Origin of the sequence: Bartonella sp. AD13SXNS (assembly GCF_042196465.1) — a bacterium.
In the GTDB taxonomy this organism is placed as follows: Bacteria; Pseudomonadota; Alphaproteobacteria; order Rhizobiales; family Rhizobiaceae; genus Bartonella.
Map to the genome: position 1 here is coordinate 1 of NZ_JBHIQI010000011.1, position 16,265 is coordinate 16,265.

A 16,265-nucleotide genomic window follows, 5' to 3' on the forward strand; every position below is an offset into this window, starting at 1 on the left:
AATTTTGCCCCCTCTGTTGCTAAGCTATCCGCCGCCGCATAAAGCCTTTTGACATGACTTAACAAATATTTTTCCCATCGAAAAGCTGTTTGAAGGGCATCTTTATTGATTTCAAAACGCCCCCCTTCGGTTAATTCAAAAATCAATGCAAGACTTACTATGGTCTTAGGCATTTTCAAAAGATGCGCTTGTAAGCTTTCAGAAAGGTTATTCTCTTTGGCTTCTTTAAAAATCTTTTGCATCCATTCACGAAAGATCTCTTGAGCATCAGCAGAAAAACGCATCACAAGAGGGGGTTCAGGAGAACCAAGGGGTTTATATCATAATGAGAACGTATTAAGCTAAGAGGAGATGCCAAATTCTCAAAGGAGAAGTGCAATGCACCTTTACGAGTTTTTTGGACTTCATGATTTTTTGTACAACATTATGCCCCCCAAGATTATGTGCCCTTAAGCAGCTACAGTCGTTGATACAATATCCTCAGCAAGCATTTGTTCATCTTGCACATATATTTTTAGTATTTTTAATAATTTTTTTTTGGAAGATTTCTTGGTACGGCACGCGATACATCAGTGCTAACGTTCTCTTAAAAAACACCCAGATAATTAATCAGCTTCAAAAAACAACCTTACCAATGAAGTACTAGCTAGAGGGTTGCATGCACAACGCAATAATGGCACACTGATTCCCACAAGCGCGCTTCACATATTGCACGCATAGCCTGTACAGAGTCTACCGCTCCTAAATACTCAAATGTAAAAACGTAATGCTACTGGATCGTATAGTGACCGCAGTTGCACCCTTAAACACCGGTTCCTACCCATATCATAATGCTTGACAAAAGCATCATGCCATCATAGCAACGGCTTGGCGTAGGGGTTCCACAACATAGTTCTACAAATTGTTGACGCATTGCCAAGCTAACAGTTTTCTTGCCCACCTACGCCAATGAGACCATCACTATCCTCTTTTTGAATCGTAAAACAAAATGATTTCCCATGAGCGATAAACCATCTGCTCAAAGTCCAGCTAGCTCAAACTCATAGCATTCTAAACCTTTAGGCTCGCTCTTCCCCCAAGGGGGCATAGTCAGATATATCACTTCCCTCACCTCTTCACGCGCTGGGATAAAAAAATCTGAAACTACGAGGCAACGCTGCATTTGTATGCAGCGTTGTTGTTAGGAATAAGCTTCTATTAAGATAGTTCTAATGGGAAGCACCCACAGCTAATAGTATAGGGATTAATTTGGATTCTTTCGAAATGCTATATATAAATTTAATGTTCCGCCCCAAAACACACCATCAGTGAACCCACTTAAAAGACCAAAAAGAAGATTAAAATCAAATGCATATTTCAAATCAGGTTCAATATTGAGAAAAACAATCAATGTGAATTTGATGACAAAAGCGATAAGAATAAATATCAGCGTCAACGGCGTACCATGCCGAATAATTAAATCCGTTCCCTCTTTGATTTTTAAACGCGCAGTAGCACGCCAGAGCAACCAGCCAACGCCAAAGCCGATCATCAGCCCTGCCAACATTGCGATTGCTCCCCAGCGTGGGAAAGCCAGCTGGTTAATCACATCGCTTGCGCCCAAAAAAAGAAAGACTAACGGCAAGAGAAAAAGGCGGTAAACCTTCGTTTCCCTATCTTTCAATGCGATTATTCCCCTCGCAATGAGAAAAATAAGCAAAATCCAAGCCCATAAAGGGGTTCCGGTCAGAATGTTAAACAATGACATATTATGCTCCATGATGTTTGATGCGATAAAAATATTGCATGATGTTAGGAAGATATTTAGAAAAAAGAATACCAGTACAAATTAAACCCATAGTGATTAACCAAATCTGGGGGGGCCATGTAAAAAAAGCCACTAGAAGACCATTGGCAAAAAAGATGATTACCCAAATCCATGTAATATATTTATTGATGAGATAAAATAGGATATGTTTGCGTTTTTCTTCAGAAACACCAGCACTGGCATAAAAAATGGTAAAGGGTTTCTTTACCAGCAAGCTAATCAATGAAACCAGAGCAAGTGACAGATAGCAAAAAACTGTGGGGTAGTTCAGTAAAAGTGTAGACCATCCAGCGAAATAATTAACAAACAGGACAATAACTGTCAGAATGTTAGTAATCATCACGGGTTCTCCCTGCCGGACAATTTTAATATTCCTATGAAGAATACAAACAGAACTAAGAAAATGAGAAATGAAGTTTTTTTGATTGAATGAAAAAAGAAACCAGCAGGGATATCTCATTTGACAGTTTTTCCCTTCAAAAAAGCTATACAAACGAGAGATTTTCATTTAACCATTACTTTTAAAGATGTGTGAATAAACTAATGTAAAAAGCTTTGTTATAAGTATTTTATTGAGTTAGAAATCTATACCAATAACTTTGGCTTGCATCTTTTCGTAGAGCTTGCGCATAATCGTCATATTTTCTTTACGCACATCAATAATTGATTTTTCAATTGACGTTAAACGAGATTTATCTAAGTTTCCTAACCGTGCATAATGGGATGCTATTGCTTGACGTGCTTCATCGTAAGGCAATCCGCCTTTACGATTTTTGGGTAAACTATGAACTTCATTTACTGTCTTATATTGCGCAGGATTACTAACAAGGATTATGTGCTTCTTAATAATATCTATTTCCATTAATGCTGTTTTAAGACTACTAATCATAGCCTTACTATTGGCATATCTTAGCAGATCGTTTTCTACAAGACTACGCTCCGTATCAATAAGTAATGACAAACCACCGCTTTTCTCAATGTTACGAAGATAACTACACAAATCATTGCGCACATCATGTAGTTTCTTGGTCATCAATGCTTCATCAAGACTTTTTACATAGTTATTTTCGCGAACAAAAATACGTTCTAACTCCTCAAATTCTTTAGAAATGATGACCTCCTATGATAACATCTTTATCTAACCAATCGGGACCATATTCTTTATCAGCATCTTTAGTAGAAAATCCCATATCACGAATAAATTGTGCTCCATGCCGCTTTTTAAGAAACAGAAGTGTATGTGCTGGAGGTTCAGTCATTGCTAACCATTCCCACGCCGCTTTGCTATCGTTAGCACGGTCCGCTGCTTCTGATTCAGCAGTATAAATGCAGTTTTGATCTAACCCGCCTGCTCGTAACTCCTCACGTTCAGCATTCGTCATATAACTTTTGGGTAATTTCTTTTGCATAGGAAATTCCTTTCTGTAATCTGTCTTGAAATATTAATCTAATGGTTAAATCTGATCAATCAAATTTCCTATGAATTTTTCAATTTGTTGTTTGGAAATGAAAATAAGATATCTGTTTTTATCTTTGATCATTTTGATTGTTTGTATCAAAGAAACTTATCGTTTTTTCTGATACTTATACAGTTAATTGATGGTCTTTATTGAACGTGACAATTTTACGCATATTTACGAGTTTCTCCTGATGACAAGATACAGAAAATCAAAAACTTGGATTGTTAGAATATGCTAACAAAAATGCTTTTGCTTCACTCCATATTGAAGATAAACTATAAATAGAAGGAAAGCTTGGTGCTTTAATCGAAAGAACAGAGCAGGGGATTGTTATTGACACCTGAGTTTTTTGTATAACCGATTTTCTCTTGATGTTTTAGAAATTCTTAAAGATGTTAGTGAGCATAATTTATAAAGTACGCCAATTTATTAAGGAATAACAACCTATCATCATGAGCAAGACAACGGGCTATTTTAAACGCCCATACCCCCCGGCACAGCACGTGTAATGCCCTACGCATTCTTAAAAGAACACATCATTTTAAATTCTATAACGTTGCGTCACAGGACGGATTGTGCTATTCATATAAAGTGTGAAAATGAAAAGCCTTGTCCGTCCTTATGTGACAAGGTTTTCTTTTTATGCCGCGTCGTTATAACGTTGCTGTTTTGCTTGCTCGATGACATTGATAAGATCCGATTGTAACCAACGGGATAAAAAGCCAAATTTTAAAGGTTTTGGGAGAGAGCCATTGGTAACATGACGGCGGAAAGTTGAGACACTCATATGAAGCAATTTTGCACTTTCACGGTCTGTTAAAAGAATATCATTTTCTGTCATTCTAAAATCCTTTCATAATTAAAAATGGAAACAAATCATAAGTATTTATTAACCACATTTTGGTTTATTTAGAAAGATGTTTTATTTATAGAAAACAATATATTATCATATAAATTCTCATGTGATAAATTATGAGTCTAATTGAGAGGGAATGAGAGGGAAGAGAGCTAAAGTTATCCACAGATCATGGGGTTATGCACCCCATATCTTAAGATTGATCAGTGACATAAGCAGCCCATTTATCCATATAAACACGGCGCTGTTCTAGATAGTCAGTACGACGATAGGCACGTTCTACTTTACCGCCGACCGTATGACTTAGAATAGTTTCAGCGACCTCATAGGGGGCATCGGTTGTTTCAGCAAGCCAATTGCGTAAACTAGAGCGAAAACCATGGGGACGTGCTTCAAGTCCAATCTGTTGCATATATTTTGCCATACAATTCTCACCAAGAGAACCGCGACCGGTTGCAGAAAAGAAGAAATCATTGCGAGAAAGCCCGCGCGCTTGTTTTAAAATTTCTAATGCTTCAGATGATAAAGGCACACGAAATTCTGTTGTAGCATCACGCTTTCCTTTCATATTTTCAGCAGGAATAGTCCATATATCCCCATCAATCTGATTTTCACGAATATGACGCAAGGGATTAGTACGGACACCTGTAAGAATAAGCAAACGCAAAGCCAGTTGTGTTAGGGCTGTTTTTTGGCAAAGTGTTTTATAAAAAGCAGGAACATCTTTCCAATCCATTGCTGGTATATTTTGCGTTTTATGGAGTTGTTTGCCTAGGAGCGCGCGTGCTTTTGTTGTTGCTTGTAAATCAACATCCAACCCTAAGGCAGCAGCATGTTTGAGACAAAGTTTGAGACGTATCAATGCTGTCCGAGCAGTATCAGCTTTTGTATGCCATATGGGGGCAAGGGTATCGCGTATCTCTGTTTGTGTAATCTCAGAAACGGGAAAGCAGCCTAATTTGGGGAGAATATGAAGTTGTAAAGGCGCAAACCAACGCCCATCTTTACCATCATTTTTTAACTCAGCTTTCCGAGTTTCAAAAGTATCTAGTGCAATATCTTTTAAGTAATGGAGATTGCTTATTGCTTCACGCTTTTGTTTCTCACGTTCTTTAATAGGGTCACGACCTTCATGTAAAACAGAACGCCATTGGTTTGCTAATTCACGGGCTTTTTTTAAAGAGATATGTCTTAAGACACCCAATCCCATTTCGCGGCGCCGCCCATGAAGGGTATACCGTAAAATCCATTGAGCACCTCCATCTTTACGCTTGTGAAGTAGCAAGCCGGCTTGTGGTGTGCAAGCAAGTGATTTTGATTGATTCAAGATACACAGATTTAAGATGAGAGAATCCTACGTTATTTGGGATTCTTATTCGATATGAATAGTGCTAAATTATCATTATAAATCAATATGATTGTATCTTTAATAAGAAATAAAAGTTTGTATTTTGGCGTCGAGTAGAACCTTTTTTAAAGGTAATTTCACCGCAAGTAGTATTTCACAAAATTACAATTAAAACAGAAAAATAATTGAAAAATTTTTCTTCTGAGAAGCTGATTTACGCAACAACTATTCTTTATTTCAGCCCAAAAAAACCTTTTTAAAATTACTTGATAAAGCAGAGCATTGCATATTTCTTATTGTGATTAAAGTGAAATAGCCATTGAAAACAGGAATAATACTTTTTGAATGAACTTAATAATTAAAATGGAAACTAGCTGAGTACAAGAGTTTTTCGATTTATACCGGTAAGGCCAATTTATTTTCCAAACTGAATATTGCGTAATACAGTTAAATTGACTTTACAATTATAAAGTTGTAAATTTTTAGACTATTTACAAAATAATAATTATCTTTAATATATATCAAGGTACATAATAACAATATGAGGAGGATGTTATGTCATATAAAAAGCCGCAGGTGATTGGTACTGTGAATAGTGCAAGTTTAACTTGTTATAAACCATTGGCGCGAGATAGAAAAAAATAAAAAAGCAGGATAAGGGCGCAGCAGCGCCCTTATCCATTGTATTATTAAGAAACAATTTAGGAGGGGAGATGTTTCGTATTAATCTCGACGAGAATAGCATAACTAGATTAAATGATTTTCAGACTATTGTGCTTAATGATTCAGCTATAATTTTAATTGATTCAGTTTTTTTACAGAATCAGAAAATTGAAACTGTTGCGGCAAAGCTTAATGTAGAGACAGAGGTCTTAGCATCAGATTTTTCAATCTTGTTAAGAGAATTAGAAAAGAATGGTTTTCTTTTAAAAAAGGAAAACTTGATTAGTGCGTCAGATTCGATTTTTGATCTTAAAAAATTATGGGCACCTGTAACACCTATTATACATATTATCCAGAACTGCAATAGCCCTTGTATCATGTGCGATTGCTGGAAGATTAAGGAAAAAAATTGGCATACTCCAGAAAGTTTAATACCCTTATTTAGAATGTTGAAAGAAAAAGGAGCTGCCTCAGTGATGCTTTCTGGGGGAGAACCTTTAATGCATCCGAGGCTTAAAGATATTTTATTAACGTTGAATGAACTAGGTCTGCCTGTTGAATTAAATACCAATGGCATCTTATTGCATAAAAATTTATGGATTTTACAGTATGACATAAAAGAAATTGTTATTTCTATGGATTCGACTAGTGTCCAAGGATATTATGATATACGGGGGGCGAATAAATTTGATCGCGTGTGGGAAAACATTGAAACAGTTAAGAATCTTCAACCTCTGCAAAGTATAGGAATAAGAGCGACAGTTACCAAAGAGATTCTAGAAAATATTATTAATTTTATCGATTTTTGTATAAGCAAAGATGTCGATTATATCGGATTCAACCCGCTCGATACGTCGTCATTTTGTTTTTCTAGAAACAATAATACAAAGGATCGATCTAAGGCTTTAAGCAACAAAATTCTTCCGCCAAACGCCTCACTTTTTCATTTGAGAGATGAGTTATTAAGGAAAGAATCTCTCCTCCAGATTTATATAGATAAAAAGTTCCAAGAAAGGAAAATCTCATGGACGTCACAAAATTTTGTAAATTGTATTAATTATTACTTAGGCGAAAATTCTACGTACGTTTCGTCGTCGTTAATGTGTTTATTTCCATTTTCATCCTTGGTATTGGACTATAATGGAGATTTAAAAAATTGCTTTTATTCAGAAGCTTTTGGGAATCTACAAAATTATGAGGCAATAGATTGGTCTGCTCAAAGCGTTTTAAAATCTTTGAAAGAATCTGGCGCATGTAGCGGATGTCGTGGGAAGGTATTTTGTGGATAAGGTTAAGCAATTTAAGATTTATAGCGTTAGCAAGTCTACTGCTCTAGTGATTGCTGTTTTACCACTTTTTTTGTCGGAAAAATTGCATTTGTCGCAAGCGGATATTGTTTTAATCGGTAGTTATTTTTTATTGCTTCCTTTGATCTTAGAGGTCCCCTTGGGTTTATTATCAGATGTTTATGGAAGTAAGCGCGTTATTTATACTGGACTGTTTTTCTTTCTTTGCGGTTTTTTAGCTCTTTTTATGAATTATGCATTTTTTGCTTACGCTACTTATTTGTTGTGTATTACATTAGCGGCCGCTTGTTTCTCAGGTGCGGAAGATAGTTTACTCTTTTCTGTAGTACCAAAGCATCGCACACTGTTTTCCGTTAAGTCCGAAGTGGCTGCTGTTACCTATAGTATGACAACGGTACTTATTTTTTTAGGGGGAATACTTTATTATGTGCATCCTGCATTGCCTGTGATTTTTCAAGTCTTTTCATTAATTTTTGCTATTTTTATGTTTTCAAAACTGACGAAGGGATTAGATAGTTTTCATATCAACGCTCATCCGAGTATTTTCACAGTTATGTGCGCCAGCCGTAAAGAAGTCAAAAATCCTTATCGCTTCACTCTTATTTTTTTAAGTGCAGTTTCAGCTTTTGCTATTTTGGTTAATAATCGAACTGTTTCTATCGCATTTTCTGATTTTTTGCCGTTTCAACCTGCTATTTTGGTTTCGATTATTTTTATCATTGGGAATTTTTTTTCAGCAAGTTCCAATATGTTGTTTCAGAAGTATTTTTCAAAGTTTCAAAATCCTATTTTCCCCGTCTTAATGATTGGTTGTATGGTAACCATTGCTTTTTTTCTCATGTCATTTCAAATCATTGCGGCTCTTATATTAGGATTTTTACTGCTATGTGTTTTTAAATCTGCTTATCGATCTTATCTGTCGTCTCTTCTTATAAATTCACTGATTGATCCCAAAGCTATCGCGACTGTTTTATCATTTACAGCCATTATTACAGCTGTTGTATCCTTTGCATTCAGTTTTTTATACGGTCATGTTTTTTCAACATTCTGGCAAGCTAATTTGTGGTTGGCAGTAGTTATGGCTGTGATTTTTGGGGTGTCTGCTTTAATTATTTTTGTCAGAAAACAAGAAATCATTTGGTTACAGCCTGAAAATGCACAATCGTCAAAACAACATTTCTTGAAACGCAAGCATCAAGAGTTTTGCTATGGGCAAATTTATCCGGAAGCATCGTGCATTAATGAAAACATCAAGGATGGCTCTTTTCGACAAAGTCTCTATCCTGCACCAAATTTGATAACACTTTGCGATGAAGTCGTCGAATGGGAGTTTATCCGGGGTACTGTATTGAGCCAAATGGATTTGCTACATCAAAAGGCGATTATTGATCAAATCAATAAGATCTTTCAAGATCGATTAAGCAAGAATATAATCTTATCACATGGAGATTTACATCCTGATAATATCATTGTTACTCCTGATAGTTCTTTTATGGTAGTGGATTGGGATTTATGTCAAGAAGCCAGTCCGGAATTGGATATCTTAACATTTTTCACCAGTCCAAGATTATCTCTCAATTTAGAAGAACGGATAGACTATATTTCTCATTTGCTGTCTATATCAAAGGATGAAGCTTTACCAATGATAAAAGCGTTTGTGTCTAAAAAAATTTCTGATCTTTGTCTATACCAAAATATTTTCATGAAACAATTAGTATTGGATTATATGAGCTTGAATAAGGAATTTCATGGGCGATAATATTGTAATTTGTAATGAAAATTGCAGTGCGGGCTGCAATCATTGTTCGTATTCGATGGAATGTATGGTGAGAGATGATGCGTTGCTTGAATCTTTATATACAATAAATGACATAAAATCTGATTTTATTATTCTTTCTGGTGGAGAGCCTTTTGAGCTCGATTATAATTTACTTCATAAATATACTTGTATGTGTCTTATTTGTAAAAAATATTTTCGGATTGCAACAGGGGGGCACATCTCTATTCAACCATATTTGAAGCTATTAAAGAGTAATCCGTTCTTTTTAGGGATACAAATAGGCACAGATGTTATTTCAGAGATAAGAAATCTAGACAATAAAAAATATAAACAAACGTGGGTGCGTAACATAGAATGTATGAAAAAAGATAGCGTACCATATAGTGTAACGATTACTTTATCGGAAAGATTCGATTTGGCAAAAGTGTTAGCTCTAATACGCATCGCTACTCCCGAGTTCATTTTAGTTAATTTTGAAAATAGAAAAAAGTATGAGAATAGATTTCAGTTAAATATGATACGGGATTTTTTTTCTGGCTGTGAGATAAAATATGGATATACGCATCAGAGTTTACACCAATAAATATAAACTATCGGATTCTTTTCACAGTTCTTCTGGTGTGTTAGTTGAAAAAACAGAACTGATAATTTTATTTACTGCTCAGGATAAAGTTATTTCGCCCTTTGCTATGGAGTTGCCATTGTCACCTAGTCACGGAGAAATGCCGGACGATTTTATAAAATCTGTAAATGAACGATCAATAAATAAAAGTAAACACTTTGCAAATTCTTTAAGCTATTTCTTTGGGTTGGAAGATTTTTTTAAAAAAGTTGAAATGGCTAAAATTATTAATTCTGGATTAATGAAATCTATTAAAACGATAGGAATAGGTGCAATTATTGATGATGAGATACGTAATTACGATTTGATAAAATTGAAATCATCGAATCAGTATTTGGATGATACAATTGCAATTGTTAATGAAAACAAAAATGTAAAATTTATTATTGATTTCAATGCAAGTATTAATTTTGAGCAGTGGAATTATTTTATTGATAGGATAGATAAGAATAATTTGTTTGGAATAGAACAGCCTGTGAAATTTCCTTCAAAAATTCCAGATTTGGGTTTCTTAAATATCGCTGATGAGACATTCGTGAAATGTGGTTATGAAAAAATTCACGAATATGGCTATAATGCTTTTGTCTATAAGCCATTTGCAAGTAATATTAAAGAATTATATAAGTGTTTTGAGAATAAAAATAACTACGTTGGTATGGTTGGAAGTAATGTTTCAGGCCCTTTAGATTGTAGTTTTTGTAACATCATAAATCATTATATGCCTACCAAATTAGCAGGAAATCGTGCAAGTAATTTTGAAGCGCATCCGTTAAATAATAAAACTGAGGATTTAATGAGAATTCGAGAAAAAAAGATATCTCTCTCTGATGAATTGTTTATTTATCTTGATAAATTTTGCCAAAAGGTATCGGATTTATATTTTGATATGAATAAATTAAAAGAAATTGCTACAAATATATAGTATTTCCCACTCTGAAGCAGCTATGTTTCGTGAATAGATATAGGACATACCGATGGAAGAACGATATGGTGCTTGTCTCATGTATCGGGATCTTATATACTAAAAGTGTCCAAGATGGTGGCAAAATTGGCTTTGATTTTTTTGATATTAGCAGTAATTTAAGCAGCAACTTGCCTTTTTTATTCAAGATTTTTGATGAGAAAGAATTATAGGTATTTCAGTTTGATGTAACTCAAAATAAGCGAACGGTATTTTTAAGCTTGATGTTTATTATAAAGCTGAGCTCAACCCCAATCAAAACAGTATGGCAGGTGGACTTATTATCTTACTTAAAAGGGGCTAGCTAAGAAGCATACGCTTGTTATTATATCGAATGTTCTCAATTTGCATTCGATTAAACTTACAAATCAAGATGGCTTTTATTCTAATATCATCAATACCGGGCTTTATAGATTAAACATTCAAGCCCAATAGTTCGCAGAACAAATGAGCCATGCATCCAAAATGCCAATTACGAGTAATATAAATCCAGATGATATTGTAGCTGATATTCACGTAATACCATCAATACTCCCAAATGACTCCTATTATCGTAAGTTTTTTTTCTTTTCTCTTGAGATCATCACCAACGTCATAAAAATATATTTTACCATGCTGTTGCACGTTTGGATTTTTTACAAAAATAGAAATTTCCATAGAGTAGATCAAGATCCTAAACAAAAATATTAAAATATAATGTTTTTTATTTTTTATTATTTAAAAAATAACATAAACATTGGAATAACTCTCCAAAAGCAACAAAACTCTTTGTAAGAAGAACTCTGATCATTTTCTTTGAAAAAAGAGCAATGAAGAGAATATCACTAAAAAGAGCGTTGAGCGATTGGCTTGAAAAACTTTCAAAAGAGATTTCTCTATTGTGTGGTCCTATGATTTTTCACCAAGGTGAGCTATTCATAGCGTTTTGTAGGCCGACCGCCTTTTGGGTTTTGCCTTCATAAATTTCACGAAGATAGTTGCAACAGCATAAAAGCTCTAAAGTTTGTTAAATAATTCCTTATGTTTTGGATTGTTTTGGCTTAAATGCACCGCGCCACCCGTTACAGAACCCAACATGGCTTTTGCTGGTCTTTGATCTGTTTTGCAGCCATTGGCTTGTAAAAAGGTTCTATGAATGGCAAAGAAACCAGCCTCCTTAACAAGAGCAATCAACGCGGGCAATGTACCCCCAGAGGGGTGTAGACATTTGTCGTAAAAGCGTAAATCAGCAGGCAAATCACACATGATCCCCCGCATGCGTAAATAGGTTTCTGCTAAAGTATTTTTGATTGGTTGGCTTTGTTGCCAAATTGCTTTTGCTCTCTTTGCTTTCTGTTTTGCTCGTTTGAGATCAGCACAAAACTGTTTTGAGAAAGAAAGCGTATGAGCATAAGCTTTATCAAAAAGGCTTGTTTCCCAAGCAATCCAATTCTAATAAGCGCTTGTATGATCTCTCTAAAAGAGCAGCTAGCATGACAATAGAGTAAAAGACGCCCATCATGTCCATTGGCAAGGGATAAGCTAGGCAGCCTATCGTCATGAGCAGGGCAACGGGCTGTTCCATAACGCGCCCATGCCAAACCCCACGCAAGGCACGAGTAATACCCCGCGCATTCTTAAAAGAACACATCATTTTATCCTATAACGTTGCGTCACAGGACGGATTGTGCTATCTCTAGATTGATGAGTTTGAGAAAGCCTTGTCCGTCCTTACGTGACAAGGTTTTTTTATGCCACGTCACTTTGACGTTGCTGTTTCGCTTGTTCGATGATATTCAAGAGATCCGATTGTAACCAACGGGATAAAAAACCAAATTTTAAAGGTTTTGGTAAAGAGCCATTGGTAACATGACGGCGGAAAGTTGAGACACTCATATGAAGCAATTTTGCACTTTCACGGTCTGTTAAAAGAATATCATTTTCTGTCATTCTAAAATCCTTTCATAATAAAAAATAGAACCAAATCATACCTATTTATTAAGCACATTTTGGTTCATTTTTGAAGATATTTTATTTATAGAAAACAATATATTATCATATAAATTCTCATGTGATAATTTATGAGTCTTATTGAGAAAGAATGAGAGAGAAAGTTATCCACAGATCATGGGGTTATTCACCCCATATCTTAAGATTGACCAGTGACATAAGCTGCCCATTTATCCATATAGACACGGCGCTGTTCTAAATAGTCAGTACGACGATAGGCACGTTCTACTTGCCCCCCGACCACATGCCCCAGAATAGTTTCAGCAACCTCATAGGGGGCATCGGTTGTTTCAGCAAGCCAATCGCGTAAACTAGAACGAAAACCATGCGGGCAGGCTTCAAGTCCAATTTTTTGCATGTATTGAGCCATACAGCGTGCAGCGAGGGGACCGCGACCTTTAGCAGAAAAAAAGAAATCATTGCGAGAGAGCAGACGCGCTTGTTTTAAAATGTCTAATGCTTCTTTTGATAGAGGCACACGAAACTCTTTTGTTGTATCACGTCTTCCTTTCATATTTTCAGCAGGGATAGTCCATATATCCCCATTGACTCGATCTTTATGAATATGACACAAAGGATTGGTACGAACCCCTGTCAGAATAAGCAAACGCAAAGCCAGTTGTGTTAAGGTTGTTGTTTGACAAAGCGTTTGATAAAAGGCAGGGATATCTTTCCAATCCATTGCAGGTAAATTTTGCGTTTTATGACGTTGTGTACCTAAGAGCGCGCGTGCTTTTTCTACTGCTTGTAAATCAACATCCAAACCTAAGGCAGCCGCATGTTTGAGACAGAGATTAAGACGTATCAATGCTTTCTCTGCTGTTGCAGCTTTTGTATGCCATATGGGGGCAAGGGTATCGCGTATCTCTGTTTGTGTAATCTCAGAAACGGGTAGACAACCTAATTTGGGGAGAATATGGAATTTTAAGGGTAAAAACCAACGCCCATCTTTACCATCTCCTTTTAGTTCAGCTTTACGGCTTTCAAAAGCATCTAGTGCAATATCTTTTAAATAATGGAGATTGCTTATTGCCTCACGCTTTTGTTTATTGCGTTCTTTAATGGGGTCACGCCCTTCACGTAAAACAAAGCGCCACCCAGTTGCCAATTCACGGGCTTGTTTTAAAGAGACACCTCTCAAGGCACCCAATCCCATTTCACGGCGGCGTCCGTGAAGGGTATAACGATAAATCCATTGAGCACCACCATCTTTGCGTTTGTGAAGAAGCATGCCGGCAGATAGGGCTTTATTAGCAAGATTCAAGTTATGCAAATATGTGCAAGAGCATATTGATGTCTATAGCTTTTTATGATTCAATAAAAAAAGTAAGAATTAAAGAAAAAATCTCAAATCAAAAAATTAAGGTGGTCTAAAAGGTGGACCCAAAAAGGTGGACGGGCAATGTGTGAAAAGGTGGACGAGAAGGGAAATTAAGTGAGGGGGATTCATAGATTATCAGCATTGCTTGTAAAGTCTGCTTCTCAAGGTAAATATTGTGATGGAGCGGGGTTATGGTTGAATGTTCGAAAAGACAATACGCGCTCTTGGTTCTTTCGTTATACATACCACGATAAACGCCGTGAAATGGGACTCGGTTCAGTTGCACAACTTTCTCTGAAAAAAGCGCGCGAACTTGTCAAGCATTATAGTGCTATTCTCAGAGAAGGCAATGACCCTATTGTCTTTCGAGAACAAACCGTCTTAAAACAGCAAAGCAACATGTTCAGTGAGATTGCAATTGCGGCTTTTGAAAGTAAAAAAGCAGAGTTAAAAAATGAAGGCAAAAATGGGCGCTGGTTTTCTCCGCTGGAATTGCATGTTATTCCACACATAGGCAGCCTCTCTATAGAAAAATTAACGGCTAATATCATTCGCAATGTTCTTGCGCCCCTTTGGCATGAAAAAGCAGATACAGCACGAAAAGCGTTAAACCGTATTACATTTGCTTGAAATATGTGGCGGCTCTTGGTTTGGAAGTTGATCTACAAGCTTGTATGAAAGCACGCGCCCTTTTGGGAAAACCCCGAGCTACACCAACAAATATTCCTGCTATGCCGTGGCAAGAAGTTCCTGCTTTTTATCAGAGCTTGGATGATAATATCTTTTCAAATTTAGTATTGAAGTTACTCATTTTGACAGGAGTACGGTCATATCCATTGCGCTATTTGCGTCTTGAACAAATAGATAAAAATATATGGACAATACCAAAAGAAAATATGAAGGACATTGTAGGGAAAGTTTCAGATTCTCGAGTACCGTTAAGTGATGAATCTTTAAAAGTGATTGAAAAATCTCTTCCCTTTGAAAAAAATGGTTTTATCTTTTCTGGTCTTACAGGCAAGCCAATTTCTGATGCAAGCATGGCAAAATATATGACAGTTTGTGGTTTGACTTATCGCCCCCATGGTTTTCGTTCCGGTTTACGGGATTGGATAGCAGAAACAACATCAACACCGTTTGAGATTGCCAAAACTGTTTTTGCCCATTCAGTTGGGAGTTCAGTGACAAAAGCTTATATGCGAACGGATTTTTTAGAACAACGCCATGCTCTCTTGGAACAGTGGGCAGCATTTATATCAGGAGCGACTTGACAGGATTATAACAATGTGTCTATTGTCGAATCAGGTGCCTAGAAAACACCTTGGATGCATAGCGGATAGATTGCCGAAACAGTTTATTTTCCGCATATTAAAGGCTTTGACTCATTGTATGTTACACGCATATAATGGCTTTGTCGGGTGTAGTTACGCTATACAATACCTTTTATAGGGAAAGCGTAACGACGGACTATGCACCGTGTTTTCTAGCACCCGGCATTCTTTGTTGAGTGTCAATAGAAAACCTCTAACTGCATAGGAGTTCATTATGAACATTCTTATAAAAATTACGGAACAAACAGTTGATCAGGAAACTGTTCAGACAGTAAATGCACGCGAATTACACGCGTTTTTGGAAATAGGGAAAGATTTTTCTACCTGGATTAAAGACCGCATTCATCAGTATAAATTTGAAGAGGGTAGTGATTTTATAAAAACACAAGATTTGCGGTCCCCAAAATTGGGGACCGCAAAATCTAGAGCTGTTACAGCAATAGATTATCACCTCACTCTAGACATGGCCAAAGAACTCTCCATGGTTGAACGCAATGAGAAAGGTAGACAAGCTCGTCGTTACTTTATTGAGTGTGAGAAAAAGCTAAAAAGTCAATCTGGTGATTATGATAATGATACACGCTTTAATTTCCCAAAAGATTGGGATAAAATGTCTCCAACTAAAAAAGCTGTTTACATTTATAGACCTCTTCATATGCATCTCGTTAAAGCTTTTACGATAGCAGAAGAAAGCAGGCATTATAAAAAGCTTGTTGAAGAAGCAAAGCAGGTCTTAGCAAGATCTGTTACGAAAGCTGCTTAAGTTTAAAACCGATTTCATCTCCCCGTTTTAAAAGCGGGGAGGGGATAAGGCTTTCAG

At 36.2% G+C, this 16,265-nt stretch carries 15 protein-coding genes and 3 pseudogenes; 7 read left to right on the top strand and 11 right to left on the bottom strand.

Annotated features, from left to right (window positions below; all coding sequences use genetic code 11):
• The 6 genes from ACFIMQ_RS07110 to ACFIMQ_RS07135 all read right to left on the bottom strand — a co-directional run.
• The coding region (locus ACFIMQ_RS07110; protein WP_375703684.1) for a DUF3987 domain-containing protein at positions 1 to 284 on the bottom strand (284 nt) is incomplete at its 3' end.
• A gap of 518 nt (positions 285 to 802) precedes the next feature.
• Complete coding sequence (locus tag ACFIMQ_RS07115; RefSeq protein WP_375703685.1) at positions 803 to 940, bottom strand: hypothetical protein; 138 nt, start codon at positions 938 to 940, stop codon at positions 803 to 805.
• A 303-nt stretch (positions 941 to 1,243) separates the two neighbouring features.
• Complete coding sequence (locus ACFIMQ_RS07120; RefSeq protein ID WP_273790365.1) at positions 1,244 to 1,747, bottom strand: DUF6622 family protein; 504 nt, start codon at positions 1,745 to 1,747, stop codon at positions 1,244 to 1,246.
• 1 nt (position 1,748) lies between these two features.
• Positions 1,749 to 2,147, bottom strand: coding sequence for a hypothetical protein (locus ACFIMQ_RS07125; protein ID WP_375703686.1), 399 nt, complete (start codon positions 2,145 to 2,147; stop codon positions 1,749 to 1,751).
• Between the two features lie 237 nt (positions 2,148 to 2,384).
• The gene (locus tag ACFIMQ_RS07130) at positions 2,385 to 2,840 is read right to left on the bottom strand and encodes a hypothetical protein (RefSeq protein ID WP_375703687.1); all 456 of its coding nucleotides are present in this window, start codon (positions 2,838 to 2,840) and stop codon (positions 2,385 to 2,387) included.
• A gap of 70 nt (positions 2,841 to 2,910) precedes the next feature.
• Complete coding sequence (locus ACFIMQ_RS07135) at positions 2,911 to 3,216, bottom strand: hypothetical protein (RefSeq protein ID WP_375703688.1); 306 nt, start codon at positions 3,214 to 3,216, stop codon at positions 2,911 to 2,913.
• A 210-nt stretch (positions 3,217 to 3,426) separates the two neighbouring features.
• Between ACFIMQ_RS07135 and ACFIMQ_RS07140 the strand changes: the two are divergent.
• Positions 3,427 to 3,679 (top strand): annotated as a pseudogene (locus ACFIMQ_RS07140) (recombinase family protein); the annotation flags it as partial.
• A 228-nt stretch (positions 3,680 to 3,907) separates the two neighbouring features.
• Here the strand turns inward: ACFIMQ_RS07140 and ACFIMQ_RS07145 are convergent.
• Positions 3,908 to 4,108, bottom strand: a complete 201-nt coding sequence (locus ACFIMQ_RS07145; RefSeq protein ID WP_004860538.1) for an AlpA family transcriptional regulator — start codon at positions 4,106 to 4,108, stop codon at positions 3,908 to 3,910.
• Positions 4,109 to 4,316: 208 nt separating this feature from the next.
• Positions 4,317 to 5,450, bottom strand: coding sequence for a tyrosine-type recombinase/integrase (locus ACFIMQ_RS07150; RefSeq protein ID WP_375703689.1), 1,134 nt, complete (start codon positions 5,448 to 5,450; stop codon positions 4,317 to 4,319).
• 734 nt (positions 5,451 to 6,184) lie between these two features.
• Between ACFIMQ_RS07150 and ACFIMQ_RS07155 the strand changes: the two genes are divergently transcribed.
• The 4 genes from ACFIMQ_RS07155 to ACFIMQ_RS07170 are packed head-to-tail and all read left to right on the top strand — an operon-like array spanning position 6,185 to position 10,765.
• Positions 6,185 to 7,423, top strand: coding sequence for a radical SAM protein (locus ACFIMQ_RS07155; RefSeq protein ID WP_375639723.1), 1,239 nt, complete (start codon positions 6,185 to 6,187; stop codon positions 7,421 to 7,423).
• Positions 7,416 to 9,200 carry an MFS transporter gene (locus tag ACFIMQ_RS07160; protein ID WP_375703690.1) on the top strand — a complete coding sequence of 595 codons (1,785 nt, stop codon included), beginning with the start codon at positions 7,416 to 7,418 and terminating at the stop codon, positions 9,198 to 9,200. The genes ACFIMQ_RS07155 and ACFIMQ_RS07160 overlap by 8 nt, the downstream gene beginning before the upstream one ends.
• The gene (locus ACFIMQ_RS07165; protein ID WP_375703691.1) at positions 9,190 to 9,804 is read left to right on the top strand and encodes a hypothetical protein; all 615 of its coding nucleotides are present in this window, start codon (positions 9,190 to 9,192) and stop codon (positions 9,802 to 9,804) included. The genes ACFIMQ_RS07160 and ACFIMQ_RS07165 overlap by 11 nt, the downstream gene beginning before the upstream one ends.
• Positions 9,773 to 10,765 (top strand): hypothetical protein, encoded by a 993-nt coding sequence (locus ACFIMQ_RS07170; protein WP_375703692.1) that lies wholly within the window; start codon positions 9,773 to 9,775, stop codon positions 10,763 to 10,765. Before ACFIMQ_RS07165 ends, ACFIMQ_RS07170 begins: the two co-directional genes overlap by 32 nt.
• 1,059 nt (positions 10,766 to 11,824) lie before the next feature.
• On the opposite strand, the pseudogene ACFIMQ_RS07175 reads toward ACFIMQ_RS07170, so the two are convergent.
• From ACFIMQ_RS07175 to ACFIMQ_RS07185, 3 genes and pseudogenes are all read right to left on the bottom strand, one after another.
• Positions 11,825 to 12,437, bottom strand: a pseudogene (locus ACFIMQ_RS07175) (virulence-associated protein E); the annotation flags it as partial.
• 95 nt (positions 12,438 to 12,532) lie between these two features.
• Positions 12,533 to 12,733: a helix-turn-helix transcriptional regulator gene (locus ACFIMQ_RS07180; RefSeq protein ID WP_375703693.1), complete on the bottom strand. Its 201-nt coding sequence runs from the start codon at positions 12,731 to 12,733 to the stop codon at positions 12,533 to 12,535.
• A 199-nt stretch (positions 12,734 to 12,932) separates the two neighbouring features.
• Positions 12,933 to 14,024, bottom strand: coding sequence for a tyrosine-type recombinase/integrase (locus ACFIMQ_RS07185; protein WP_375703694.1), 1,092 nt, complete (start codon positions 14,022 to 14,024; stop codon positions 12,933 to 12,935).
• Positions 14,025 to 14,228: 204 nt separating this feature from the next.
• On the opposite strand from ACFIMQ_RS07185, the pseudogene ACFIMQ_RS07190 reads away from it, so the two are divergent.
• Positions 14,229 to 15,385: pseudogene (locus ACFIMQ_RS07190) on the top strand (tyrosine-type recombinase/integrase).
• 274 nt (positions 15,386 to 15,659) lie between these two features.
• Positions 15,660 to 16,208, top strand: a complete 549-nt coding sequence (locus ACFIMQ_RS07195) for an antA/AntB antirepressor family protein (RefSeq protein ID WP_375703695.1) — start codon at positions 15,660 to 15,662, stop codon at positions 16,206 to 16,208.
• The last annotated feature ends 57 nt before the right edge of the window (positions 16,209 to 16,265 follow it).